This is a genomic window from Halomonas profundus (assembly GCF_020865425.1).
Classification (GTDB): domain Bacteria; phylum Pseudomonadota; class Gammaproteobacteria; order Pseudomonadales; family Halomonadaceae; genus Vreelandella; species Vreelandella titanicae.
Genome location: NZ_CP086344.1, coordinates 5157562 through 5181005, shown reverse-complemented (window position 1 = coordinate 5181005; position 23444 = coordinate 5157562). Strand labels below are relative to the sequence as shown.

The window sequence follows — 23444 nt, the reverse complement described above, 5'->3', positions numbered from 1 at the left end:
TTGTGATTGGCCAGCTGCCTAGTTATCGAACAGTGATAATTAACATGGCTAAAAAGTCGAATTCTCTCTACTGTGTAAGAGTAGTAACCCATAAGGAGATGACCATGCACATTCAGGTATTGAATTTGACACGCATATTGACCCTCGGCGCGGTGGTGGCGTTAACCATTGGCTTGGTGGGTTGTGGTACCACTACCGGAGAGCGCGCTACTAGCGGCGCGGGTGTCGGTGCTGCCATTGGCGCGGGTGCCGCAGCCGTAACCGGTGGTAGCGTCGTTCAAGGCGCCGTTATCGGCGGTGGCGTTGGTGCTGCCACCGGTGCCGCCACCGATGCAGATGACATCAATCTCGAATAAGTAATGGTTGATCTCTTAGCGACACAGCCTAAATCCGCGCATGCCCATATGAAAGTGATCCGCATGCGCGGCGTTGTAATCGGGCCCCAATACATTACCGAAGGTATGGCAGGCGCCATCCCGCGCAGCGCGTAAAAACTCACCTACCTCGCCTTCATCATCCCAGTCATTGATCAGCGTAATACGCTGGCCGTTCTCAAACTGAAATCCCACTACATCCAGCGCTTCGGCGGTGGCGTGTTCGCTGCGCCTGCCGGCTTCGCGGCCATACACGTTACGGCAGGCAAAGCTACCTACGTGGTTAACCTGGCTCACTCGGCTACCCATAATCTCCTTGGCGGCAGGCTGTAACGCGTGGCGTTCATACATGACCCACGCCAGTGCCATGGGGCAGGAAGCCACGAAACTCTGATTGAACGCGACGCCGCTAGAGTGCATGCGCACGATATTGGCAAGCGGGCAGCTCGCCGTGGGGGCGTAATCGGCCAATGGTGTATAGCGCAGCTCGCCCTCGGGGACGGTATCTAATGCAGCTAAACAGCCTGCGCGGTCGTCTGCCAAGCGGCTTAACTTAAGCTGTGTGACCGGCGTAATGGGGTCGTCAATATGCAGCGGAGCCCATGGCGCCCAGTGGCGGGGAATCTCAATGATGCCTTTTTGCAGGGCTACACCCAGCGCAATCAGGGCTAAAATAAATAGCGTACTGCGCATGCCTACCTCCCTGTATGTCACCACCAACGCTACAGTCGCCGCGCTGGGTGTGCGATACTGCGCAGCCTTGCTGCTCTGCTGCAGTCGCTCTACTTGCGTTTACTACGTTTTCCGCTACTTATTTTGCTAACTGAAGGGAAAGTACTTCATGTCCCAAGGTACGCTGTTTATCGTTTCTGCCCCCTCAGGTGCTGGCAAGACTAGCTTGGTGCGCGAGCTAATCGAAAGCCTGGATGGGATTCAAGTGTCGGTGTCGCACACTACGCGTGCCAAGCGCGAGGGTGAGGTGAATGGCGTCAATTATCATTTCACCGATGTAGCCGAGTTTGAAGCGATGATCGCGCAGGGTGAGTTCTTCGAGTATGCCAAAGTATTTGATAATTACTACGGCACCTCGCGCCAGGCAGTAGAGGTATTGCTAGCGGCAGGTCAGGACGTCATTCTGGAAATCGACTGGCAGGGCGCTCAGCAGGTACGCACACAAATGCCTGATGCAGTGTCGATTTTTATTCTACCGCCCTCCCGCGAGGAGCTGGAGCGACGTCTTGCTAGCCGTGGCACCGATGAGCATGCGGTGATTGCCCGGCGGATGCGCGATGCGGTGAGTGAAATGTCCCATTACCACGAATATGATTACCTCGTCGTTAATGATGACTTCACCACGGCGCTGCAGGAGTTACAGTCACTGGTGATCAGCCGTCGCTTAAGTCGCCCGGTAATGACCGAGCGCCACGCGCCGCTGTTGGCTGCGCTCTTGTCACAGACGCCTACGGTCGAGTAATCTATACGGTTCTACTACTTTCTATTGCGTTGCACTATTTTTGTCGCACCATTTTTTCACTGGGTCGGCGCCGTTCTCTACGGTGTCGGCCCGGTTCCGTCATAACAGGAAGGCTCCCATGGCTCGCGTAACCGTTGAAGATTGTCTTGAAAATGTTGAAAACCGTTTCAAGCTGGTGATGATTTCCACTCAGCGCGCTCGCCAGCTGGCGCGCGGCTCCCGCGATGCTCTGCTACCTTGGGAAAATGATAAACCTACGGTGATGGCGCTGCGTGAAATTGCCGCAGGCCTGGTCGATCACACTGTACTGGACGAGCCCGTTGAAGCCGCTGTTCGTCCGCGCCCGGCTATGGCGCCTACTCATATCGACGACTAACGTTTTCAACGAAACCGATAGAGGCGCGGTAGATGTTCACCATTGATGACCTGGCCGATAGACTCGGCGGCTATTTACCCTCGGATGAGATCCAGCAGGTCAAACGCGCCTTTTACTACGCTGAGCAGGCCCACGACGGCCAGCGGCGGCGTTCCGGCGAGCCTTACGTCACCCACCCGCTTGCGGTAGCGAATATTCTTGCCAATATGCACATGGATCATCAAAGCCTGATGGCCGCCATGCTGCACGACGTTATCGAAGACACCGGGGTATCCAAAAAAGCCCTGGAGGCTCAGTTTGGCAAGCCGGTAGCAGAGCTGGTAGATGGGGTATCCAAACTTACCCAAATCACCTTTGAAGACAAAGCCGTCGCCCAGGCGGAAAATTTTCAGAAGATGGTGCTGGCGATGTCGCGGGATATTCGCGTTATCATCGTCAAGCTGGCTGACCGGTTGCATAACATGCGCACCCTGGGCGCCCTACGCCCAGATAAAAAGCGTCGCATCGCCCGTGAAACGTTGGAAATTTACGCGCGAATTGCCGGGCGGCTGGGTATCAATACGATTCGTATCGAGCTTGAGGATCTCTCCTTTCAGGCGATTCACCCCATGCGCTCGGAGCGCATCAAGCGTGCGGTTGCCAAAGCGCGGGGGCACCGGCGTAGTGCCATGCGCGAAATACAGTCCTCCCTGCAAAAAAGCCTGGACGATGACGGGCTTAATGGCACCGTCATTGGACGCCAAAAGCATCTGCTGTCGATCTATAAAAAAATGCGCGACCAGCGTAAGCCCTTTGTCGAAATTATGGATGTGTTTGGCTTTCGCATCATTACCGAAGATGTGGCCAGCTGCTACCGTATTCTAGGCGTGGTGCATAACCTCTATAAGCCGGTACCGGGGCGCTTTAAAGACTACATTGCGATTCCCAAAGCTAACGGTTACCAGAGCCTGCATACCACCTTGTTTGGTTCCCGCGGTATGCCCATTGAGGTGCAGATACGCACCCGTGAAATGGAGGCCATGGCCAATAACGGTATCGCTGCCCACTGGCTTTATAAAGCGGGGCAGACTTCCCATCCGATTGCCGAGGGCAGCCATGCACGTGCTCGCGCCTGGGTTAAGGGCCTGCTGGAAATGCAGCGCCACGCCGGCGACTCGCTGGAGTTTATCGAGCACGTTAAAAACGACCTGTTCCCCGACGACATCTACGTTTTCACGCCTAAAGGCGATATTATGGAGCTGCCCCAGGGCGCTACCGTAATCGACTTCGCCTACACCGTGCACACGGATATCGGCAATAACTGTATCGCTTGCCGCATTGATCGCCATTTGGCGCCGCTCTCGACGCGCTTAGAAAGTGGTCAGACGTTGGAAATTATCACCGCCCCCGGTGCGAAGCCCAATATTACCTGGCTCAATTTTGTGACCACCGCAAAGGCGCGTTCGGCAATCCGTCACGCGCTTAAATATCAGCAGCAGACCGAAGCGGTCATGCTGGGACGACGGTTGCTCAATAAAGCCCTGGCGCCGTTCGATACCAGCCTGGAAGAACTGGATGAGAGCGCGCTTAAGCGCGCCTTCAAAGAGTTGGATGTCTCTTCTGAAGATGCTCTGTTGGAGTCGCTCGGAATGGGCAACCGCATGACCCACGTGGTGGCACGCCGCCTAGTGGCTGCGGCGCATGGCGAAAGCTATGAGCACCCTGTAGGCGGGGAGGGCAGCAAAGCCGTCATGATCAGCGGCAGCGAAGGCATGGTGATTAATTTTGCGCGCTGCTGTCATCCGCTACCAGGCGACCCCGTGGTGGGCCACCTTTCCACAGGCAAAGGGTTGGTGGTGCATCGCGCTGAGTGTAAAAACGTAGTGGATAAGAACTTCGCCGATAAAAACGACCCTGATAAGCTCTTCGCGCTGGAGTGGTCGGACACCATTGATGAAGATTTCCCGGTCGCGCTGCGTATCGAAATTGAGAGCCGTCGTGGGCTAGTCGCAGAGCTTGCCGGGCTGGTCACCGATGCCGATGCCAATATTGAGCGGATTGGTATTGAAGAGCGCGATGCCCACCTTTCCACCGTCAATCTGACGCTGTCGGTGAAAGGTCGTGTGCATTTGGCACGCATCATTAAACGCATCCGTAACCTTCCCAACGTTGGCAAAATTACCCGACTCGCTAATTAATACTATATATAACAACATGCTGATATAAGTCGGCAGCGATCGTTATTTTTCAGTATCAAATAATTAAGTGTTACCCATTACAGGAGAGAAACAACGTATGAGCAATAAGGCCGTTATCAACACCAGCAAAGCCCCCGCGGCTATTGGCCCTTACTCCCAGGCTATTAAAGCGGGCAACACGGTTTATCTCTCTGGTCAGATCCCGTTGGATCCTGCGACCATGGCGATTGTGTCAGAGGATTTTGAAGCTCAGGCACGCCAAGTTTTCACCAACCTTCAGGCAGTGTGCGAAGAAGCAGCGGGTTCGCTAAGCGATATCGTGAAGCTGAATCTGTACCTGGTGGACTTGGATAACTTTGCGATTGTTAACCAAGTCATGGAGGAGTTCTTCACCGCTCCTTTCCCCGCCCGCGCCGCCGTTGGCGTCAAAGCACTACCCAAAGGCAGCCAGGTGGAAGCGGAAGCGGTGATGGTGATTGGCGACTAGGCTTTGTTTAGCGCTAGCAGCCTGTCGGGCTTGACCGATCGTCGCGAGAAGCACGGATTTTGAGCCAAATTTATCGATCGATTGAGGCGAATAGCGCGCTATTTAACGAAATCGATCGAATAAAGTTGGCCAAAATACCGGGATTCGCAGTAGATCAGTGTTAAGTCCGACAGGCTGCTAGAAAGCCGCCCTCTTTGAGTACCTGTGCATAGCCTTCGCGGTAGCTGGGAAAGCGGAACTGATAACCAGTGCTCAATATGCGCTGGTTATCGCAGCGTTTGCTCGTTCGCCGACGTAAAGGGGACTGCATGGTCTCTGTGGCCTCTACTTTTAACTGCTCGGCCAGCCACATCATTACGTTATGCATGGTGACCGGTTCGCAGTCGCTGCCCAGGTAGATATCATCCAGCGTCTCACCGCGCTCCTGATAGCGAATCAGGTGGGCAATAATACCTGTGCAGTCGTCGCGGTGGATGCGATTGGAGTAGACCACAGGAGTGATCGCAGCCACGCGGCCTTCAGCAACCTGATGAATCAGTCGATCGCGGCCAGGGCCGTAAATGCCGGAAAAGCGAATCACCGTGCCCGGCAGGGGGTGATTGATCAGCGCCTGCTCAGCCTCGCACATTAGGGTGCCAGAGAAGCTAGTGGGGTCGGTGGGGCTCTCTTCGTTAACGACCTCACCCTCCTGCTGGCCATGCACGCTAGTTGAAGAGACGAAAAACACCCTACGTGGAGGCGTTTTGTGCTGCTCCATCACGCTCAGCACGCGCTTTAAACCTTCCGGATAGGCGCTTTGATACGCGCTCTCTTCGAAACGGTCAGCGCTGACGGTATAAACCACATAGTCAGCCTGGGGCAGGCTTTTGGCATCGGCCTCTTCAAGGCTATCCAGATCTAACGCCAGCGGTGTAATGCCGGTGTCTTTTAAGGCTTCCACGTTGCGGCGTAGGCCAATCACTTGGTGCCCTTCTTCAAGCAGCTCGCGCCCAAGGTTGATCCCTAAATCGCCACAGCCGATAATCAGTACGGTTAGCTTCACCGTGCTCACTCCTCTTGATTAATATTCCCTATTAGATGCAAAGTCTCTACCAACGATGACATTGAACCGAGATATTGTCGGTTGAGAAGACCGACGGCAGAGCTTGCTTGTCCTTTTCCGTCTCGCTGACTGTCATGATGCAAGGCCTTGCATACATCACTTTACTTTTTTCATACAAGCCCTAGTCACGAGTTGCTACGAGAGGATGCCACTGGCACCGCTATGACTTTAACAGAACTTCGCTACATCGTAACCCTTGCCCAGGAGCGTCACTTTGGCCGTGCGGCGGAACGCTGCCACGTTTCACAGCCCACGCTCTCGGTGGCGGTGAAAAAGCTGGAAGAAGAGCTCGAAACGCCGCTCTTTGAGCGTTCCAAATCCACCGTCCAGGTTACCCCGCTGGGTGAAAAAATCGTCGCCCAGGCCCAGCGTGTGCTGGAGCAGAGCAGCCTGATTTTTGAGCTCGCCAGTGCGGGTAAAGATCAGTTGGCCAACCCGCTGCGCATTGGGGCGATTTACACCATTGGGCCCTACTTGTTTCCCCATCTAGTGCCTGCCCTGGCGAACGCGGCCCCGCAAATGCCGCTGTATATTGAAGAGGGCATGACCGGTACGCTGCGCGCCAAGCTAAGAAGCGGTGAGCTGGATGTGATTATTGTGGCATTGCCGTTTACTGAAACCGATGTGGTCACCAAGCCAATCTACGACGAAGCCTTTGAAGTTCTCATTCCCGCTAACCACCCATGGGTCGAGCGGGAGGCGATCAATAAAGAGGACTTACTCGAAGAGCGCCTGCTGCTGCTCGGCGAAGGGCACTGTTTTCGGGATCAAATTCTGGAAGCCTGCCCGGCGATTACCCAAAAACTCAACAGCCCCAACAATACGCTGATCGCCGAAGGCGGGTCGCTGGAAACCATTCGCCATATGGTGGCCTCTCGATTAGGTATTACGGTGCTGCCGCAGTCGGCGTTGGGCACCGACCAGTATGAAAATGCCATGCTGGCCAGTCGACCATTTGTGGAACCTGCGCCGTCGCGCACCGTGGCGATCGCCTGGCGGGCGAGCTTTCCCCGTCCCAAGGCTATTGAGGCGCTGATTCAGGCGATCAGCCACTGCCGCCAACCTACTAAAGCCGTGAAAAGCGCCCTATGAGTGATCTTTCCGCGCCCATCACCGCGCTGAAGGGCGTGGGCGAAGCGCTGGCGCTGAAACTGGGTCGATTGGGTATCGAGCAGGTAAGCGACCTGTTGTTCCACCTGCCGCTGCGCTATCAGGATCGCACGCGGCTTACGCCTATTGGCCTGCTGCGTGCAGGTCAGGAGGCGGTGATAGAGGGCGAAGTGACCGCTTGCGACGTAGTCAAAGGGCGCCGCCGCAGCCTGCTGGTGCGCCTGCGTGATGCTAGCGGTATTTTGAGCCTGCGGTTTTTTCACTTCTCACCGGCCCAGCAGCAACAGATGCGCCCAGGTGCGACCGTGCGCGCCTTTGGCGAAGCGCGGGCTGGGGCGACCGGTTTAGAGATCTACCACCCGGAATACCGGCTCAGTGGCGGTAGTGAGACCCCGGTGGAGGAGTATTTCACGCCTATTTATCCCACCACCGAAGGGTTGAACCAGCCGCGGCTGCGTGCTCTGGCTCAGCAGGCGCTCGGTTTACTGGACAGCGCCCCCGAGGCCTTGCCCGATGTAATACCCGATGCCCTGCTTCAACGCTTTCAGTTGCCAGGCCTACACGCCAGTCTGCACTTGCTGCACCAGCCGCCTCCCGATGTGAATATAGAGCAGTTGACCAGTGGCCAGCACCCGGCCACTCGGCGGCTGGCGCTGGAAGAGCTGCTCACCCACCAACTAAGCTTGCGCGAAGTTCGCCTGCGTATTCAGGCGGATGGCGCACCGACGCTACCCTCTGGGCGCAGTCTGCAGGCGCGCTTTTTGGCCCAATTACCGTTTGCCTTAACCGGTGCCCAGCGCCGCGTTCTGGAGGAGATCAGCCACGATTTAAGTCGCCCGGCACCGATGCTGCGGCTGATCCAGGGCGATGTCGGCTCGGGAAAAACCGTGGTCGCCGCCATGGCCGCGCTGAGCGCCCTGGCGGGCAACTGCCAGGCGGCGATCATGGCGCCGACTGAAATCCTCGCGGAGCAGCACTACCGCTCGTTTAAAGCCTGGTTTGAGCCGCTGGGGATCGAAGTGGCATGGCTGGCGGGCAAGCTCAAAGGCAAGGCACGGCTGGATGCCAAGGCGGCGATTGCCGATGGGCGTGCGCGTATGGTGGTGGGCACTCACGCACTGTTTCAGGACGACGTGCACTTCCAGTGCCTGGGATTGGCGATCATTGACGAGCAGCACCGCTTTGGCGTGCATCAGCGCCTGGCGTTACGCGAGAAGGGTGAGGCGGGCGGGCTAACCCCACACCAGTTGATCATGACTGCCACGCCGATTCCGCGCACTTTGGCCATGAGCGCCTACGCGGATCTGGATGTCTCGGTGATCGACGAGCTACCCCCCGGCCGTACACCGGTAAAAACCGTGGTGGTGCCCGACGAACGCCGCCCTGAAGTGGTTGAGCGTATTCGGCTGGCCTGCAGCGAAGGCCGTCAGGCGTATTGGGTGTGCACGCTGATCGATGAATCCGAGGTGTTGCAGTGCCAGGCCGCCGAGGTTACCCGCGATGAGCTAACCATAGCGTTGCCTGAGTTGGCGGTGGGCTTGGTTCACGGGCGCATGAAGTCGAGCGAGAAAGCCGAGGTGATGACCGCCTTCAAAGCGGGGGAGCTGGATTTGCTGGTGGCCACCACGGTGATAGAGGTGGGGGTAGATGTACCCAACGCCAGCCTGATGATTATCGAAAACCCCGAGCGTCTGGGGCTTTCCCAACTGCACCAGCTACGCGGCCGGGTAGGGCGTGGCAGCACGGAAAGCTTCTGTGTGCTGCTCTACCACCCGCCGTTGTCGAAAAGCTCCCGCCAGCGCTTGGCGGTCATGCGCGAAACCACCGATGGCTTCCGCATCGCCGAGAAAGACCTGGAAATCCGCGGCCCCGGCGAAGTGCTCGGCACCCGCCAAACCGGCCTTGCGCAGATGAAAATTGCCGACCTGGAACGCGATGCCGACCTGCTAGAGCGGGTAACGGCCATGGCCCAAACGCTGCAGGGCAGCCCAGACGTTACCGCTGTCCTGGTGCGCCGCTGGCTTGGCGAGGCGGCAGGGCGCTATGGGCAGGTGTAGTTAGCTTGGTTAGACGCTAGCGGTGCTTGGCGTATGCTCTTCACTTCCCACCAGACGATTCGCAGCTTCACCCAGCGGGGCGAGCTGCTCGGTAATAAGGCGTAGCTGGCTTTGGATAGGGCGGTAGAGCGTGACGGCTTTTTCATCTGCTGATAGCGCACTTTTCTCTTCTAGCTGGGCTAATAACTCGGCAGCTTGATCCGCTAGTGGCTCAACCGGCTGGCGCTGGTTTAATCGCTCGGCGATTTGTCCCAGCAGCTCACCAATACGTTTTGCTACCGGCACTAGCGTGGCATCGTCTTCATCGTCTGCCAACTGGTGGCGATGGGCGCCCAGTGCAGAGAGGTGGCTGAGTAGGGTATTGGAGAGCACCAGAAAGCGCAGTCCGTTGTCCGCGTCCAGTTTCCGGTAATGCCCCGGCTCATGGAGCATATTGGTGAGCAGGGTGGAGAGCGCTGCATCGGCGTTATGGGCATTGCGCCGCGCCAGGCGATAGGCCAAGTCATCCTGCTTGCCCTCCTCGTACTGGTGGATAATCTCCTCCAAGTAGCGGCGGTGGTTATTGAGCGCGTTGGCGGCTTCGCGATAAAGCCTGCGACCCTGCCAGTCGGGCAGAATAAAAAACACCGCTAAGCCGGCGATGAGTGAGCCAAGCAGGGTATCGAGCAGCCGCGGTAGGATCAGGTTATAGCCGTCGCCTACCTGGTTGAAGCTGCACAGCACGAGCAGGGTGATAGAGGCAGTAGCGATTACATAGTGTTTTTCGCGGTTAGCGAAGAACGAGACCCCGGCGGCCACGGCTATCATGCTCTGCACCAGCGGGTGCGGAAAGAGGCTGATCGACGCCCAGCCCACTACCAAGCCAAGTACCGTGCCCATTATCCGTTGGGACAAAAACCGCCGTGTGGTGGCAAAGTTGGGTCGGCAAACAAACAACGTGGTCAGCAGAATCCAAAAGCCCTGCTCGGGGTCGATCCACTGCATCAGCCCATAGCCGGTCGTGAGGGCAATGGAGAGCCGAACTGCATGGCGAAAAGTGGGGGAGCCGAGAGTAAAGTTTAGGCGCACCCGCTTCCACGCTTCCTGCACACTCGACGGCGAGCGGTCATACAGTGAACTGTCGCGCCGCTCATCGCTGACGCCGGGGTTGTGGGCGCTGGCGAGCTGGTTTTCCAGGGTGGCCAGGTTCTCTGCCAGCGCGCTCAATGGGTAAAGCAGTGGGAGCCACTCGGGCTTGCCACGGCCGCGCAGGTTCTCAATCGAGGCGTGAAGGTCAGCCAGCGCCTCTTCACTCTGCTGATGATCAAACGGTCTATTGAGTAGCAGCGATTTGGCTAGCTGACGGCAGGAGCGCCCTTGTTGATCCAGCAGCCGCTGGCAGCGAAACAGCACATCATGGTGGAAAAAGGCTTTGCTGAGCGCGCTGTAGGGGTAATGGGTGGAGCTGGCGCGTTCGTGAATATCCTGGGCGATAAAGTAGATACGCAGGTAGCGGTTGAGTTTTTGGTCGCCGCGCTGGCCTTCAAGCCGCCTAAAAATCATCTCTTTGGCTTGATTGAGCGCAGCGACGACTTTGCCGTTCTGGCGCGCCAAGGCCACCCGGCGGGCTTCCACATCCACACCGCGCACCGGTTCAAACAGCGCCGATTTCAGTATCAGAAACTCACCCAGCGCTTTGTACACCCGTGCCATGCTCTGCTTGACCGGTTGGCGCGAAAACAGTGCGCACCACACCACCGAAATTAGCCCATACCACACCGCTCCAGCCAACAGCAGCAGTTGGCGCGCCGCCACGTCTTCATCCACCCCGCCGTGCTGCTCGATGTTGATCATCGAGTAGATCGAGAGTATTAGCGTGCCGGAAGCGATGGTGGCATAACGCTGTCCGATTGCTCCGAGCATAATCAGGCAAAAGGTCGAAAGCCCCAGGCCCACTACAAATAGCCAGGGCCAGGGAAATAGCCACTGCACGATAAAGGAAGCTGACGTAAAACACACCAGCGTTACCAGCAGCGCCTGAAGACGGCCTTGCCAGCTGTCGTCAGTTTCAGACAGCGCGCAGGCGATAATGCCGAGAAAAAGCGGAATGACCAGCGCTACATCGCCCATTAAGCCGCTAAATAGCAACGCACCGCTGAACGCTATAAAGACGCGCAGGCTGTAGGCGAATTTATCGAGAGTCCAAAGGCGCCGTAGCGGCAAAGATATGGGCATAAAGGCTCTTATAGGTGGTTGTTAGACTTTAGTATAAATGCGTAGGCGTTGGATGTCGCTACTCAGCACTCAACGTTTGGGTGTTCTAAAAATTAGCGCACTAAAGCCCTATGATTGAAACAGTAACCTTTCGATACTCGGAGTGACTCTAAAAAAAACAGGGACACTCCTATGGATATCAAACTGCTGCTGGACTGGCGTCTTCACCTAACGGTGATCGTGACGTCGATGTTTGCCGAGTGGGTCGGCATCGTACGTATCCCCCTCGGGCCTGGAACGCTGCTGTTACTACCGCTGCTCTATGCTTTTATCATTGGCGTTCTGTTCAACCCTCATCTTTTTTCGGCAATGGGCAAAGTCATTCCCAAGCCGGTCAGCAATGCGGCTGGCCCGATTATTCTAATCGCCATCCTGCCGTTTATCGCCAAATTCGGTTCCACCATTGGCCCAGCGATCGAGCAGATCATCGCCGCCGGCCCTGCACTGATTCTCCAGGAATTGGGTAATCTGGGCACCATGCTCATAGCTCTCCCCTTTGCAGTATTAGTCCTCAAAATGGGACGTGAAGCGATCGGTGCCACTTACTCTATCGCCCGTGAGCCCAATATTGCCATTATTTCAGACCGTTACGGGCTGAGAAGCCCTGAAGGTATCGGCATTATGGGCGTTTACGTAGTGGGCACCATGTTCGGTACGCTCTACTTCGCCTTAATGGCGGGCTACATCGCCTCGCTGGATATTCTCGATATTCGTGCTCTGGCCATGGCCTGCGGGGTGGGCAGTGGCAGTATGGTGGCGGCGTGTTCAGCAGCTTTAGCTGAAGCGGTACCCGCATCCAAAGACGAACTACTCGCCTTTGCCGGGGCAAGCAACCTGCTTACCTACGCCACCGGTCTGTATATCTCGCTATTTATCGCGCTACCGATCACCGAGTGGATGTACAAGCGCTTAAAAGGCTCGCGCCAGGAGGTTAGCCATGAAAACTCATGAGAGCCCAATCGATCAGTTCGATGCTGAGGCGTTAAAAGAGCTACGTCCCGAAAATCAGCTAGGCAAAACCGCGTTGGTACTGGCGGCAGTGTGTGTGGCGGCGTGGTTTAGCAATATCGTCAACGGTTCACCTTTATTAGATGCGCTGCCCGGCATGTTGATTCTGTATGCCATGGTCATTATCGGCTTGGTGGTTGGGCGGTTTTGCCCTTTTTACCTGCCCAGCGTGGCCTGGGTGTCGCTGGTGAGTATTATCGCGACGCTGCCGTTCTTCCCCGGTAATGGCTGGATAATCGCACGGCTGGCTGAAGTGGATTTCCTGGCAGTGGTCACGCCGGTACTGGCCTACGCAGGGCTGGCGCTTACCGGTCGTGAGTTTGCCATGTTCAAGCAAACTGGCTGGAAGCTGGTGATTGTGGCCCTGCTGGTCTTTACCGGTACCTTTATTGGCTCTGCCGTTGTCGCCCACTTGATGCTTTAAGGACAAGCCGATGACTGCTTCAGTAGACTTACCGAATTGCGCAGAACTAAAAACGTGGCGCCATGATTTCCACCAGTACCCGGAAACGGCTTTTGAGGAGCATCGCACCAGTGCGCGTATTGCCGAGCTGCTGACTGAGTGGGGATTTGAGGTAACCACCGGGATTGCCGGAACGGGTGTGGTAGCCGCGTTGGATGGTCAAAAAGGTGAAGGTAAAACCATCGGCCTGCGGGCCGATATCGACGCCCTGGATATTCGTGAAGAGACTGCGCTTGCCTACGCGTCGCAAACGCCGGGCAAAATGCACGCTTGCGGCCACGATGGACACACCACCATGCTGTTGGGCGCTGCCTGGGCGTTAAAGCAGCAGCCGGATTTCAAAGGCCGGGTGGTGTTCATCTTTCAACCCGCCGAAGAGAACGCAGGCGGCGGGCGGGTGATGGTTGAAGAGGGCCTGTTTGAGCGCTTCCCCATGGACGCCGTGTACGGCCTGCATAACTGGCCGGGTCTGCCGGTAGGCGTCGCCGCGGTGCACGATACCGACGTCATGGCCGCCTTCGATATCTTTAGCCTGACGCTGACTGGCAAGGGCTGCCATGCGGCGATGCCCCATTTAGGTACTGATACGGTTTTGGCGAGCTGCCAACTGATCAGCCAACTGCAAGGGCTGGTGAGCCGCGAAACGCCACCGGACAAATCTGCCGTGCTGAGTATTACCAGCATTAACGCAGGGGATACCTTCAATGTGATTCCCGAACAGGTGGCGCTTCGCGGCACGCTGCGCTGTTTTGATATGGCGCTTAAAGAGCACTTGGAGGCACGTTTTAAGCAGGCGATTGCCAGCTTGGCAGAGTTTCACGGCTTAACCGTTGAGCTGGATTATCAGCGCTGCTATCCCGCCACTATCAATACCCCTGAACATGCCCAGCACTGCGCCTCGGTGCTGGAAAGCTTACTCGGCAGCGACAATGTGGTGCGCAACCCGCCGCCCAGTATGGCCTCTGAGGATTTCTCGTTCCTGCTGGCCGAGCGCCCAGGTGCCTATATCTGGATGGGCAATGGCGAGGAGTCCGCTTCGCTGCATAACCCCCGCTATGACTTTAACGACGCGTTGCTGCCGCTGGGCACGCGCTACTGGGTGGAGCTGGTAAGGGCGTTACTCGTCTAAATTCCTGACTTAATACACGTTATTCGCTCTCTGATGCCCTCTGGGTAGGGGAGCGTCTACCCGGAACATAGCGTCTTCATGACGTTTAAAGGAGCTTTACTATGTCTTTAGTCACCACCCCTTTATCGATTACCGTCATTGGTTTGGGGCAGATGGGCGGCAATATGGCGCTCACCCTCAAAGCAGCAGGGTTTGAAGTAACGGGTAGCGATGTATTTGAGCAAGCGCGATCGCGTCTTGCTGCTCAAGGACTAACCGTTGTGGCTCCCGAAGAATTACCCGCTAGCGACGTTTACCTGCTGTCGTTGCCCACCTCTGCCCATGTGCGTGAGGTGATCGAGCAATCGCCAGGCCTGCTTGACCTTGCGCCGAAAGGTAGCGTGATTGTCGATACCTCCACCAGTGACCCCGCCGTGACGCGTGAACTGGCCGAAAAAGTAACCGCAGCGGGCCTTCTATGGTTGGATGCCCCGGTCAGCGGCGGCCCGAAAGGCGCTGCCAGCGGCAAGCTAGGGATGCTGTTAGGAGGCGATGAACGCACTATCGAACGGGTATTGCCGATGCTGGAAGCCATGTCGGCCAAGCGTACCCATGTGGGCGGCCCGGGCAGCGGCCATGTGGTCAAGCTTGCCAATAACTACCTGTGTGCCGCGCACTTGTTAACCACCGCCGAAGCCGTTGCTATGGCAGTCAAGGCGGGCGTTGACCCCGCGGCCTGCTTGGCGGGCCTTAACAGTGGCTCGGGGCGCAGCGCGGTCAGCGAGGTGAACTTCCCAGAGTGGGTGTTGAGTGAGCGTTTCGACTCAGGCTTTACCACCGGTTTGATGCGTAAGGATTTACGTTTGGCCCGGGATGCCGCTGAGCAACTGGATATCCCCTCGCCGCTGTTACAAGCCGTGGTCGATGCCTGGCACGCGAACCCCGAACAACCAACCGATAGCGATGACTTTAACCATATCACCACGCCGATATTAGCTCGTGCCAGCCAGGCGGAGGAGCAGTAATGAACGCACTTAGCCAACATGCCCAAGATCACCTTGCCACGCTACTCGAAGGTTTTGGATTAACGGCCACCACGCTGCTGAGCAACTGGGTTGATGGCGGTTTAGTGGCAGGAGAGGGGGACGTGATCACCCTGACCAATCCAGCCACCGGCGAAACGCTGGTGAGCTATCGCGATGCGGGTGCTGGACTGATTGAGCGTGCTACCCAAGCGGCACAGCGAGGCCAACGCGAATGGATGGCGCTAACCGCCAGCGAGCGTGGACGGCGCATGAATGCCGCCATACGCGGCCTGGCGGGCCATGAAGAGGCGCTGGCTCAGCTGGAAAGTGTGGTGGCCGGTAAGCCGATTCGTGACTGCCGGGCTGAAGTAGGCAAAGTACGCGAGATGTTCGAGTACTACGCGGGTTGGTGCGACAAGCAGCATGGCGAAGTGATTCCAGTGCCTACCTCGCATCTTAACTATGTGCGCCATGTACCTTACGGCGTGGTGGGGCAGATTACCCCCTGGAATGCCCCGATGTTCACCTGTGCCTGGCAGTTAGCCCCTGCCATTGCGGCGGGCAATGGTGTGGTGCTAAAGCCTTCCGAACTGACGCCCTTTTCATCGGTGGTGATTGCCAAGCTACTTGAAAGCGGCGGACTTCCTAAAGGGCTGATCAATATCGTCAACGGGCTGGGCAAGTCGACCGGCGCAGCGCTGACCGACCACCCTGCCATCAGCAAACTGGTGTTAGTGGGCTCTCCCCAGAGTGGTCGCATGATTGCTGAAGCGGGCGCGAGGAGGTTGGTGCCCAGCGTGTTAGAGCTGGGGGGCAAATCCGCCAATATTGTGTTTGCCGATGCCAAGCTGGATGAAGCTGTCGCGGGTGCCCAGGCGGCCATTTTTGCCGCCGCCGGCCAGAGCTGTGTGGCGGGCTCGCGGCTGTTGATCGAGCGCCCGGTGTTTGAGCAAGTCACCAGCCGTTTGGCGCGGGCGGCGGAACAGATTTCGGTGGGCCTGCCTAACGATGAAGCGACCCGCATGGGGCCTTTGCAGAATCACCGCCAATTTGAGCAGGTCACACGCATGATCGACGCGGCGGTAGCCGCTGGCGCAACGTTGTTAACGGGCGGTAAACGGCCAGAGGGATTACCTACCGAGGCTCAGGGCTACTTTATCGCCCCTACCGTGCTGGTCGATGTCACGCCGGATATGGAGATTGCTCAACAAGAAGTGTTCGGTCCGGTGCTGGTGGCCATGGCCTTTGACAATGAAAATCAGGCCATTCAGCTCGCCAACGAGACCCGCTTTGGCTTGGCTGGCGCCGTTTGGAGCCAGGACGTAGCGCGAGCGCATCGCGTAGCTGGGCAACTGCGTGCTGGTACGGTATGGATCAATAGCTACAAGGCGATCAGCGTGATGTCACCGTTTGGTGGCTTTGGCGATAGCGGCTTCGGTCGCTCCAGCGGCTTGGATGGCCTGCGCGAATATACGGTGCCGCAAAGCGTCTGGGTGGAAACAGCCCCTGAAGCCAGCGTGGCGTTTGGTTACGGTAGTGGTGTTGGTTGATCGCTTACCGAGCCTGGGGCGCGAAACGCCTGCATCCAGCGCTGCAGGTGGCGTAGCAGCAGAATGCTGGCCTTGGGCTGTTGGCGGCCTACCCGCGTGACCATGTGGGCCTGGGAGCGCTGAAAAAGCGGATTATCTACCGGGCGCGCCACTAACGTGCCGAGCTCTAAATCGTGGGCGACGGCAAAGGCGGGTAGCAGTGTAATCCCCATACCGCTGCGCACATATTGGGCCAGAATCACCATTGAGTTGGTATTCATCGCCATGCGCGGGGCTATACGCGACTGCTGAAAGGCTTGGTCAACCATTTGACGCACCCCATGGGTAGTGTCCCACATGGCCATGGGCTGGTCGCTAAGCTGGGTAAGCGTGAGCGGCGCCGTTTGGCTGGTTAACGGGTGGTCGGGCGGCAGAATGACCATGAGTGGCTGAGGAGTAGATGACCAGAAACGCAGCTGGGGATGGGTACGCTCATGGAACATCAAGCCGATATGACTGTGATCGCCGACAACAGCGTCAATAATGCCCGAGGTGCCTGCGGTATGGATATCGAGCTGAATGCCCGCATAGCGTTGGGTAAATTCATGCAGTGGGGAGGCTACTAGGTCACTGACAAACCCTTCTCCGACGGTAAGCGATATCTTGCCGGTTTCCATGCGTTGGTAGGATTCAAGTGACGCAATAAACCCTTCATCAAGGGCGCCGCGGCGCTCGCAGTACTCAAGCAGCATTTCGCCTACCGGAGTAGGCGAAATGCCGTCGCGCTGACGCTCCATAAGCGTCGCTCCCAAGGCTTCTTCCAGCAAAGCAATTTGCCGGCTTACCGCCGAGGGAGCAATATCCAAGCGCGCCGCTGCGCGGCGCACGGAGCCAGACTCAAGGGTAACGCGAAAGTAAACGAGGCGTTGATGAGGTATGTCCATCGATAGCTTTTATACCTCTACCTTGTTCAGCCTAAATTTATTTAATCTAAGCCGTTACCCTATGCCAATCGTAAACCGCTACAAATACTTGAGTAGTTTTTGCAGCTTATTCATATCGGCGGAATCACCCACTAAGCGCACGTCGCCGTTTATCATGCCGTCGAGAAAGGCCTGCTGTGTTGGCTTTTTGAGCACTTTCAAGGCGGTATTCTGATCACGGAAGCGTAGCTCAAGATCTAAGTCCACAGGCAGCCCTTTGCCGGTACTGATACTTTTCGGTGTCATCCGGTAGTGGCGGGCAATACTTAGATCTTCCGTGGCAATCCCCCAGTCCAGGCCGCGCATGCGTTCTAACTGTTCACGAAAGCGCGGCTTGCGGCGCAGGGCACGTTTGAGCAGTACGCCCAGTAGCCACAGCGTCAGCTTGAGCTTCATTAAGAAACGGCGTCCTTAAGTCCTTTGCCTGGCTTAAAGGCAACGTTTTTGCTGGCCGGAATCTGCAGCGGGGCACCGGTTTGCGGATTTTTGCCGGTACGTGCTGCGCGCTCACGTACCGTGAAGGTACCAAAACCAATCAAAGCGACATCTTCGCCCTTAGCAACGCTGTTGGTGATCTCATCCAGAATAACGTTCAGCACTTGGCCAGCTTTATCTTTGGATAGGTCGGCACTTTCAGCGATGGCTGCAGCGAGTTCAGGTTTGCGCATAAGGAATCTCCCCTTTTTAAAAGAAATCAAACATCAAACAAATGCATGTTGTTGGGTGCGTAGCCGATTAGGTTAACTTCTCTAGCCTAGTCGTGAACGCGACGAAAATCAGCCTAGCAGTGCAGGTGCTGCTCTGGAAAGCTCCACTTTCCTTCTCACGCAGCCGCCTGTCAACGCAAAACCAATCAAACGACCGTCTTTATTTTCAGCCAAGGCACTGATATCACCGCCTTCGCCTTCAATTCGCCAGTGCTCAGGCGTGTTCGTTGGCGGGTAGGCCACCACTGGTAGCAGCGGCGTTTTAACCACTACCGGCCAAGCACCGAAGCTAACCGGCGTGGGCGCGCCTGAAAGGGTTGCCGCCAGCGCCTTAACGCTGGCTTGTAGTGGCTGCACGTACATGGCATTAACACCGTCTACGCAGGCTGCATCGCCTAGGGCGTAGATATTGGGGTGCGATGTACGCAACTGGCGGTCAACGACTATACCGCCAGGTGATACGTTTAAACCAGCCGATTCGGCAAGTGCTGTGCGAGGTGCAAGGCCGGTTGCCATCAACACGAGATCGGCGCTGACAGCGTCGCCGTTATCCAGACGTAATACGATATCTTCGCCGCTTTCGGCCGCTATCGAATCAATCGAACGTGCAAGGTGAAGATGGATACCTGCTTCGCTAAAGGCATCGCCTAGGGCGTTCCCTAAGGGCGGTGGCAGCAAGCGAGGAAGTAGGGTTCCTTCTGGGGCAATGAGGCTGACACGATGGCCGCCAGCGTGGAGGTCGTTGGCAAATTCACAGCCGACCAGCCCCGCGCCAACAATCGCCACCCGTGCAGGGCCCTGGCCTAGCGCCGTGTGAAAGCGGCGGTAGTCATCCAGGTCGTTAATGGTAAAGCAGCGTGGGGCTACGCTGGGTTCAATGCTGAAGGGCACCCGTGGTGCAGCGCCAGTGGCCAGTACCAGTGTGTCGTAGCCGAGCACCATGCCGCCTTCGAGCAGAATTGTTTGGTTATCCACATCCAGTGCGGTTACCTGGGTGTGGATAACCATTTGGGCATTTAGCTCTTCGCCCAGGTCAGTAGCGCTGCGCTGGGCTAATTGTTCGGGCACCAGGCCCTTGGCGAAGCCGGTGGAGAGCAACGGCTTGCTGTAATCATCGCCGCTGTCGGCGCTCACCAGCGTTATTGAGCGTTGGTCGCCCAATCGGCGCAACGCCCGGGCAAGGCCAACCCCTGCCATTCCAGTGCCAATAATCACCAGCGCAGAGTGCGAAGAGGTTTTCTGTGTTTGGGTGGCGGGCATGCAGACACCAAAAAAGTTGCTAAATAAGGTTGCGAAAAAAGAAGCGCTAAACCGAGTCGTTAAAAAAGTCGCTGAAACAAAAGCCTTTCAGTGCTCATGTTACACTAGCCAACCCGTTAATTGCCCTGGAGAACTCGGTGACGGCTGCTGCTTTTCGGCAAACTCCTCTATTTTCCCGCTGGCGCCCGATTGATGCGGCGCGCCCGGCGATGAGTGCTTCCTGGTGGCAGTGGGTTGCCTCCACCGACTCGTTAACCGCCCACTTAATGGTCGCAGGTGGCGAGAAGCCGTTTCGAGTACGACTGTTGCGCCAGGGGGTTGGTTGGCCGCGCCAGGATGAGGCTCAGGCGCTGGGCATTGGTGCCAAGCGTTACGCCTGGCTGCGGGAAGTGGCGCTGTGCTTAGATGGAACGCCATGGGTGGTGGCGCGCTCGGTCGCCCCGCTTTCACAGGTAAAGGGCCAACGGCTAGAGTGCCTGGGCGAGCGCTCGCTAGGTAGTTGGCTATTTCGCCAGCCGGGTTTAGTGCGTGGGCCATTGGAAGTAACGACGCATTCCCCCCAGTTTGCTAGCGTCAACGGCATACAGGAAGGCTGTGCCTGGGGAAGGCGCTCTGTTTTTTATCACGGCTGTAAGCACGGCAGTCTGTCGTTATTAGTGCAAGAGTATTTTTTGACGGCGATGGCGGATGATCTTGGCCTGCCTTCGCGCTAGGCTAGCGCCTGCATCTTATTCTTCGTGAGGTAAGCATGGATCGTTCACTGTTGCGGCCGAAGGGATGGGCTCGCGTGGCAGATTTTTTACAGCTGATGCGCTTGAATCGGCCGATAGGCACATGGCTTTTGATGTGGCCGACGCTGTGGGCATTATGGGTGGCTGCGGAAGGTGTACCAGGGCGAAATGTGCTGCTGATTTTTGTGGCCGGCGTTTATGTGATGCGCGCTGCGGGCTGCGTGGTCAATGACTATGCGGATCGCCACTTCGATGGGCATGTGAAACGCACAAAACAACGTCCGCTAGCGACGGGCCGTATCAGCGAAACCGAAGCTCAACTGCTGTTTATCGCCCTGGTGGCCGCTGCGTTTATTCTGGTATTACTGACCAACTGGTTTACGGTGCTGCTCTCGCTGGGCGGGGTGCTGCTGGCGATTATTTATCCGTTTATGAAGCGCTATACCCACTTTCCTCAGGTGGTGCTGGGCGCGGCTTTTTCCTGGGCAATTCCGATGGCTTTTGGCGCCGTGCTCGGCCACGTGCCGCTGGAAGCATGGCTGCTATTCTGCGCTAATGTGTGCTGGACAGTGGCCTACGATACCCAGTACGCCATGGTCGATCGCGACGACGATTTAAAAATTGGCATTAAATCGACGGCCGTGCTGTTTGGAAATGCGGATCGTTTGATTATCGGCTTACTCCAGCTAGCCACCCTGGGGTTGCTGGCTTGGGTAGGCTGGTGGGTTGGTTTAGGTGGTTTCTTCTGGTTAGGGCTAGCGGCAATGGCAGCGACTTTTCTGCATCAGCAGCGCTTAATTCGCGACCAGGAGCGGGATGCCTGCTTCCAGGCGTTTCTCAATAATCACTGGTCGGGACTGCTGATTTTTGCCGGTATCGCGCTAAGTTGGTGGCCTGCGGCTGGCTGATCGCGGCGGTTGTCATGTAATTGTCATCAAGTCATGGTGTTATCGTCACTGACATGTCATTGATCTGTTTATCTTTGAACTGTTTTTCTTTGAACTAGTTTCTTTGAACACCGTGAGGCTCTGGTATGACCGCCAAGACCGTTCTGATTGTCGATGATGAGGCGTCGATTCGCGAGATGATCGCGGTAGCGCTGGAAATGGCTGACTATCGCGTGCTCGAAGCGGATAACGCCCAGGATGCTCATGCCATGGTGGTCGACCACCAACCCGATTTACTGCTGCTGGACTGGATGATGCCCGGCACTAGCGGTATTGAGCTGGCGAGACGCCTAAAACGTGAAGAAACCACCGCTGAAATCCCGATTATTATGCTCACCGCGAAAGGCGAAGAGGATAATAAAATTCAAGGGCTTGAAGCCGGTGCCGATGACTATATCACCAAGCCTTTTTCACCCCGGGAATTGGTGGCACGGCTAAAAGCGGTGCTGCGCCGTGCGACGCCACGTGGCGTTGAAGACCCGATTGAGATTAACGGCCTGCTGCTTGATCCGGTGAGCCACCGGGTAAGTGCCCACGGCAAAGCGCTGGAAATGGGCCCCACCGAGTACCGTTTGCTGCAGTTTTTTATGACTCACCAAGAGCGCGCTTACACACGTAGCCAGCTGCTTGACCAAGTGTGGGGCGGCAATGTTTACGTTGAAGAGCGCACGGTCGATGTGCATATCCGCCGCTTGCGTAAAGCGCTGGGCGACGTGCATCAAAACCTGATCCAAACGGTTCGGGGTACCGGTTACCGTTTCTCTGCACGGGTGTAAATGTGCGTTTATGGAGTCGTGAGCTGTGGCGAATAGCGTGGCTGGCCACGCTGGGCACTTGCTTGGGCTGGCTGTTGGGCTCGGCTGGGCTGGGGCTTGCAGCAGGGCTTGCGGGATGCTTGTTTTACCACTTACGACAGTTACGCGAACTCTATTTGTGGCTCACCCTCCACCCTAACGATGAACCGCCTGCCGCTCGCGGGATGTGGGGCGAGCTATTCGATCGTTTATACCGCTATCAAAAAAGTCAGCGCATCACCCAAAGCCGTCTGCGGGCTACTTTGGCACGTATTCAAGAGTCGTCTGAAGCAATGCGTGATAGCGTGGTCATGCTTGATCGCCACGGTGATTTGGAGTGGTGGAACAGCGCCGCCACCGCCATGCTGGGGCTACAAACCGTCCATGATCGTGGTCAACACATTACCAACCTGCTGCGCGACCCGGGCTTTATCAGCTATTTTAATTCGCGTAACTACAGTGAGCCGTTAACGCTCACCTCACCGATTGATGAACGGCGAATCCTGCAGTATCAAATTACCCTCTACGGTGACGACGAACGCTTAGTGATGGCTCGCGATATCACCCGCTTGCATCGTCTTGAGCAGATGCGGCGCGACTTTGTCGCCAACGTTTCCCATGAGTTACGTACGCCGCTGACCGTTCTCTCCGGCTATTTGGAAACCTACAGTGATATCTCCGACCAGCTTCCGCCGCGCTTGGGACGTAGTATTCAGCAAATGCAGGAACAGACCCAGCGGATGCAGAATCTGGTTAACGATTTATTGCTGCTCTCGCGTTTGGAAATTGACCAGGGCGGCCAAGATCATCATCCACTGTCACTCGAGCCTTTACTGCAAAGCGTTTGTGATGATGCGCTGGCCCTATCGCATCAACGTCATACCATCACCGTCGCCCTTGAGAGCGATGCCCGACTGTTAGGCAGTGAACAGGAGATTCGCAGCGCCGTCTCTAACCTTGCCTTTAATGCGGTTCGCTACACGCCTGCTGGCAGCCAAATCACCCTGCGCTGGAAAGCTAGCGCTACTGGTGGCGGCTATATCGATGTGGAAGATAACGGTGAAGGGATTGATCCCGTTCATATTCCCCGACTAACAGAACGCTTTTACCGTGTTGATAAGGGGCGCAGCACTGCGACTGGCGGCACAGGTTTAGGCTTGGCGATCGTTAAGCACGTGCTGTTGCGCCACGATGCGCAACTACAAATTGAGTCCCTTCCCGGCAAGGGTGCGTTGTTTCGCTGCACCTTCCCCCCCTCGCGTCTTGTTTAATTTAGCAAGTCATCCCATTGCATAATATTTGTAGCAATGTGCAATATTGGCATGCAAGGTTGGCAAAGCTTTACCCATGTGCCATTTTTACACAGCTTAAAGCGTTGTGTCGTGACTCAGTCGATGCCTTTTTGGCATAACTTATTTTTAATTAAGAGACTGATTTTGTTGTTTTTATTTATATGCTTAAGTTTTTTGGCATGCCTTC

General features: G+C 56.5%; 23 protein-coding genes. 16 read left to right on the top strand and 7 right to left on the bottom strand.

Annotated features, from left to right (window positions below; translation table 11 throughout):
* The first annotated feature begins 104 nt into the window (after nucleotides 1–104).
* Nucleotides 105–356, top strand: a complete 252-nt coding sequence (locus LMS44_RS23620; protein ID WP_022521090.1) for a YMGG-like glycine zipper-containing protein — start codon at nucleotides 105–107, stop codon at nucleotides 354–356.
* Nucleotides 357–371: 15 nt separating this feature from the next.
* On the opposite strand, the gene LMS44_RS23615 is transcribed toward LMS44_RS23620, so the two are convergent.
* Nucleotides 372–1067, bottom strand: a complete 696-nt coding sequence (locus LMS44_RS23615; RefSeq protein ID WP_039857803.1) for an extensin-like domain-containing protein — start codon at nucleotides 1065–1067, stop codon at nucleotides 372–374.
* Nucleotides 1068–1215: 148 nt separating this feature from the next.
* On the opposite strand from LMS44_RS23615, the gene gmk reads away from it, so the two are divergent.
* The 4 genes from gmk to LMS44_RS23595 all read left to right on the top strand — a co-directional run bounded on the left by gmk (nucleotide 1216) and on the right by LMS44_RS23595 (nucleotide 4888).
* Nucleotides 1216–1848, top strand: a complete 633-nt coding sequence (gene gmk / locus LMS44_RS23610) for a guanylate kinase (protein ID WP_022521092.1) — start codon at nucleotides 1216–1218, stop codon at nucleotides 1846–1848.
* 118 nt (nucleotides 1849–1966) lie between these two features.
* Nucleotides 1967–2224, top strand: a complete 258-nt coding sequence (gene rpoZ, locus LMS44_RS23605) for a DNA-directed RNA polymerase subunit omega (RefSeq protein WP_007112267.1) — start codon at nucleotides 1967–1969, stop codon at nucleotides 2222–2224.
* Between the two features lie 32 nt (nucleotides 2225–2256).
* On the top strand, nucleotides 2257–4401 hold the full coding sequence (locus tag LMS44_RS23600; protein WP_041157433.1) for a RelA/SpoT family protein: 2145 nt from the start codon (nucleotides 2257–2259) through the stop codon (nucleotides 4399–4401).
* Between the two features lie 97 nt (nucleotides 4402–4498).
* Nucleotides 4499–4888, top strand: a complete 390-nt coding sequence (locus LMS44_RS23595) for a RidA family protein (RefSeq protein ID WP_022521094.1) — start codon at nucleotides 4499–4501, stop codon at nucleotides 4886–4888.
* A gap of 160 nt (nucleotides 4889–5048) precedes the next feature.
* On the opposite strand, the gene LMS44_RS23590 is transcribed toward LMS44_RS23595, so the two are convergent.
* Complete coding sequence (locus LMS44_RS23590) at nucleotides 5049–5930, bottom strand: SDR family oxidoreductase (protein WP_089691112.1); 882 nt, start codon at nucleotides 5928–5930, stop codon at nucleotides 5049–5051.
* A gap of 222 nt (nucleotides 5931–6152) precedes the next feature.
* Between LMS44_RS23590 and LMS44_RS23585 the strand changes: the two genes are divergently transcribed.
* Complete coding sequence (locus tag LMS44_RS23585; RefSeq protein WP_022521096.1) at nucleotides 6153–7082, top strand: hydrogen peroxide-inducible genes activator; 930 nt, start codon at nucleotides 6153–6155, stop codon at nucleotides 7080–7082.
* Entirely contained in the window at nucleotides 7079–9157 is a 2079-nt protein-coding gene (recG, locus tag LMS44_RS23580; protein WP_089691110.1) for an ATP-dependent DNA helicase RecG, read from the top strand. The genes LMS44_RS23585 and recG overlap by 4 nt, the downstream gene beginning before the upstream one ends.
* 9 nt (nucleotides 9158–9166) lie before the next feature.
* On the opposite strand, the gene yccS is transcribed toward recG, so the two are convergent.
* Entirely contained in the window at nucleotides 9167–11371 is a 2205-nt protein-coding gene (yccS, locus tag LMS44_RS23575; RefSeq protein ID WP_498946557.1) for a YccS family putative transporter, read from the bottom strand.
* Between the two features lie 171 nt (nucleotides 11372–11542).
* On the opposite strand from yccS, the gene LMS44_RS23570 reads away from it, so the two are divergent.
* The 5 genes from LMS44_RS23570 to LMS44_RS23550 all read left to right on the top strand — a co-directional run bounded on the left by LMS44_RS23570 (nucleotide 11543) and on the right by LMS44_RS23550 (nucleotide 16564).
* Nucleotides 11543–12361, top strand: coding sequence for a DUF3100 domain-containing protein (locus LMS44_RS23570; RefSeq protein WP_141440239.1), 819 nt, complete (start codon nucleotides 11543–11545; stop codon nucleotides 12359–12361).
* The gene (locus LMS44_RS23565) at nucleotides 12348–12842 is read left to right on the top strand and encodes an ABC transporter ATP-binding protein (protein ID WP_027958723.1); all 495 of its coding nucleotides are present in this window, start codon (nucleotides 12348–12350) and stop codon (nucleotides 12840–12842) included. The genes LMS44_RS23570 and LMS44_RS23565 overlap by 14 nt, the downstream gene beginning before the upstream one ends.
* 10 nt (nucleotides 12843–12852) lie before the next feature.
* On the top strand, nucleotides 12853–14010 hold the full coding sequence (locus LMS44_RS23560; RefSeq protein ID WP_498946554.1) for a M20 aminoacylase family protein: 1158 nt from the start codon (nucleotides 12853–12855) through the stop codon (nucleotides 14008–14010).
* Nucleotides 14011–14111: 101 nt separating this feature from the next.
* Nucleotides 14112–15014: an NAD(P)-dependent oxidoreductase gene (locus tag LMS44_RS23555; RefSeq protein ID WP_089691106.1), complete on the top strand. Its 903-nt coding sequence runs from the start codon at nucleotides 14112–14114 to the stop codon at nucleotides 15012–15014.
* Nucleotides 15014–16564, top strand: a complete 1551-nt coding sequence (locus LMS44_RS23550; RefSeq protein ID WP_089691104.1) for an aldehyde dehydrogenase family protein — start codon at nucleotides 15014–15016, stop codon at nucleotides 16562–16564. Before LMS44_RS23555 ends, LMS44_RS23550 begins: the two co-directional genes overlap by 1 nt.
* On the opposite strand, the gene LMS44_RS23545 is transcribed toward LMS44_RS23550, so the two are convergent.
* From LMS44_RS23545 to LMS44_RS23530, 4 genes are all read right to left on the bottom strand, one after another.
* On the bottom strand, nucleotides 16543–17487 hold the full coding sequence (locus LMS44_RS23545) for a LysR family transcriptional regulator (RefSeq protein WP_089691102.1): 945 nt from the start codon (nucleotides 17485–17487) through the stop codon (nucleotides 16543–16545). The two genes, LMS44_RS23550 and LMS44_RS23545, sit on opposite strands and share 22 nt — an antisense overlap.
* A gap of 78 nt (nucleotides 17488–17565) precedes the next feature.
* On the bottom strand, nucleotides 17566–17922 hold the full coding sequence (locus LMS44_RS23540; RefSeq protein ID WP_022521104.1) for a hypothetical protein: 357 nt from the start codon (nucleotides 17920–17922) through the stop codon (nucleotides 17566–17568).
* Nucleotides 17922–18194, bottom strand: a complete 273-nt coding sequence (locus tag LMS44_RS23535) for an HU family DNA-binding protein (protein ID WP_007112276.1) — start codon at nucleotides 18192–18194, stop codon at nucleotides 17922–17924. Before LMS44_RS23535 ends, LMS44_RS23540 begins: the two co-directional genes overlap by 1 nt.
* Before the next feature lie 108 nt (nucleotides 18195–18302).
* Nucleotides 18303–19493, bottom strand: a complete 1191-nt coding sequence (locus LMS44_RS23530) for an NAD(P)/FAD-dependent oxidoreductase (RefSeq protein WP_089691100.1) — start codon at nucleotides 19491–19493, stop codon at nucleotides 18303–18305.
* Between the two features lie 137 nt (nucleotides 19494–19630).
* Between LMS44_RS23530 and LMS44_RS23525 the strand changes: the two genes are divergently transcribed.
* From LMS44_RS23525 to phoR, 4 genes are all read left to right on the top strand, one after another.
* Nucleotides 19631–20206: a chorismate--pyruvate lyase family protein gene (locus tag LMS44_RS23525; protein WP_167522527.1), complete on the top strand. Its 576-nt coding sequence runs from the start codon at nucleotides 19631–19633 to the stop codon at nucleotides 20204–20206.
* Between the two features lie 35 nt (nucleotides 20207–20241).
* Nucleotides 20242–21132, top strand: a complete 891-nt coding sequence (ubiA, locus tag LMS44_RS23520) for a 4-hydroxybenzoate octaprenyltransferase (RefSeq protein ID WP_009286298.1) — start codon at nucleotides 20242–20244, stop codon at nucleotides 21130–21132.
* 125 nt (nucleotides 21133–21257) lie between these two features.
* Entirely contained in the window at nucleotides 21258–21947 is a 690-nt protein-coding gene (gene phoB, locus LMS44_RS23515) for a phosphate regulon transcriptional regulator PhoB (RefSeq protein ID WP_009286297.1), read from the top strand.
* Between the two features lie 2 nt (nucleotides 21948–21949).
* Nucleotides 21950–23236, top strand: coding sequence for a phosphate regulon sensor histidine kinase PhoR (gene phoR / locus LMS44_RS23510; protein ID WP_089691093.1), 1287 nt, complete (start codon nucleotides 21950–21952; stop codon nucleotides 23234–23236).
* Nucleotides 23237–23444: the final 208 nt, after the last annotated feature.

Bases quoted from the DNA above. Each gene is read 5' to 3' on its own strand.
- LMS44_RS23620 (WP_022521090.1), top strand. From the start codon at position 105: ATGCACATTCAGGTATTGAATTTGACACGCATATTGACCCTCGGCGCG.
- LMS44_RS23615 (WP_039857803.1), bottom strand. From the start codon at position 1,067: ATGCGCAGTACGCTATTTATTTTAGCCCTGATTGCGCTGGGTGTAGCC.
- gmk (WP_022521092.1), top strand. From the start codon at position 1,216: ATGTCCCAAGGTACGCTGTTTATCGTTTCTGCCCCCTCAGGTGCTGGC.
- rpoZ (WP_007112267.1), top strand. From the start codon at position 1,967: ATGGCTCGCGTAACCGTTGAAGATTGTCTTGAAAATGTTGAAAACCGT.
- LMS44_RS23600 (WP_041157433.1), top strand. From the start codon at position 2,257: ATGTTCACCATTGATGACCTGGCCGATAGACTCGGCGGCTATTTACCC.
- LMS44_RS23595 (WP_022521094.1), top strand. From the start codon at position 4,499: ATGAGCAATAAGGCCGTTATCAACACCAGCAAAGCCCCCGCGGCTATT.
- LMS44_RS23585 (WP_022521096.1), top strand. From the start codon at position 6,153: ATGACTTTAACAGAACTTCGCTACATCGTAACCCTTGCCCAGGAGCGT.
- recG (WP_089691110.1), top strand. From the start codon at position 7,079: ATGAGTGATCTTTCCGCGCCCATCACCGCGCTGAAGGGCGTGGGCGAA.
- yccS (WP_498946557.1), bottom strand. From the start codon at position 11,371: ATGCCCATATCTTTGCCGCTACGGCGCCTTTGGACTCTCGATAAATTC.
- LMS44_RS23570 (WP_141440239.1), top strand. From the start codon at position 11,543: ATGGATATCAAACTGCTGCTGGACTGGCGTCTTCACCTAACGGTGATC.
- LMS44_RS23565 (WP_027958723.1), top strand. From the start codon at position 12,348: ATGAAAACTCATGAGAGCCCAATCGATCAGTTCGATGCTGAGGCGTTA.
- LMS44_RS23560 (WP_498946554.1), top strand. From the start codon at position 12,853: ATGACTGCTTCAGTAGACTTACCGAATTGCGCAGAACTAAAAACGTGG.
- LMS44_RS23555 (WP_089691106.1), top strand. From the start codon at position 14,112: ATGTCTTTAGTCACCACCCCTTTATCGATTACCGTCATTGGTTTGGGG.
- LMS44_RS23550 (WP_089691104.1), top strand. From the start codon at position 15,014: ATGAACGCACTTAGCCAACATGCCCAAGATCACCTTGCCACGCTACTC.
- LMS44_RS23545 (WP_089691102.1), bottom strand. From the start codon at position 17,487: ATGGACATACCTCATCAACGCCTCGTTTACTTTCGCGTTACCCTTGAG.
- LMS44_RS23540 (WP_022521104.1), bottom strand. From the start codon at position 17,922: ATGAAGCTCAAGCTGACGCTGTGGCTACTGGGCGTACTGCTCAAACGT.
- LMS44_RS23535 (WP_007112276.1), bottom strand. From the start codon at position 18,194: ATGCGCAAACCTGAACTCGCTGCAGCCATCGCTGAAAGTGCCGACCTA.
- LMS44_RS23530 (WP_089691100.1), bottom strand. From the start codon at position 19,493: ATGCCCGCCACCCAAACACAGAAAACCTCTTCGCACTCTGCGCTGGTG.
- ubiA (WP_009286298.1), top strand. From the start codon at position 20,242: ATGGATCGTTCACTGTTGCGGCCGAAGGGATGGGCTCGCGTGGCAGAT.
- phoB (WP_009286297.1), top strand. From the start codon at position 21,258: ATGACCGCCAAGACCGTTCTGATTGTCGATGATGAGGCGTCGATTCGC.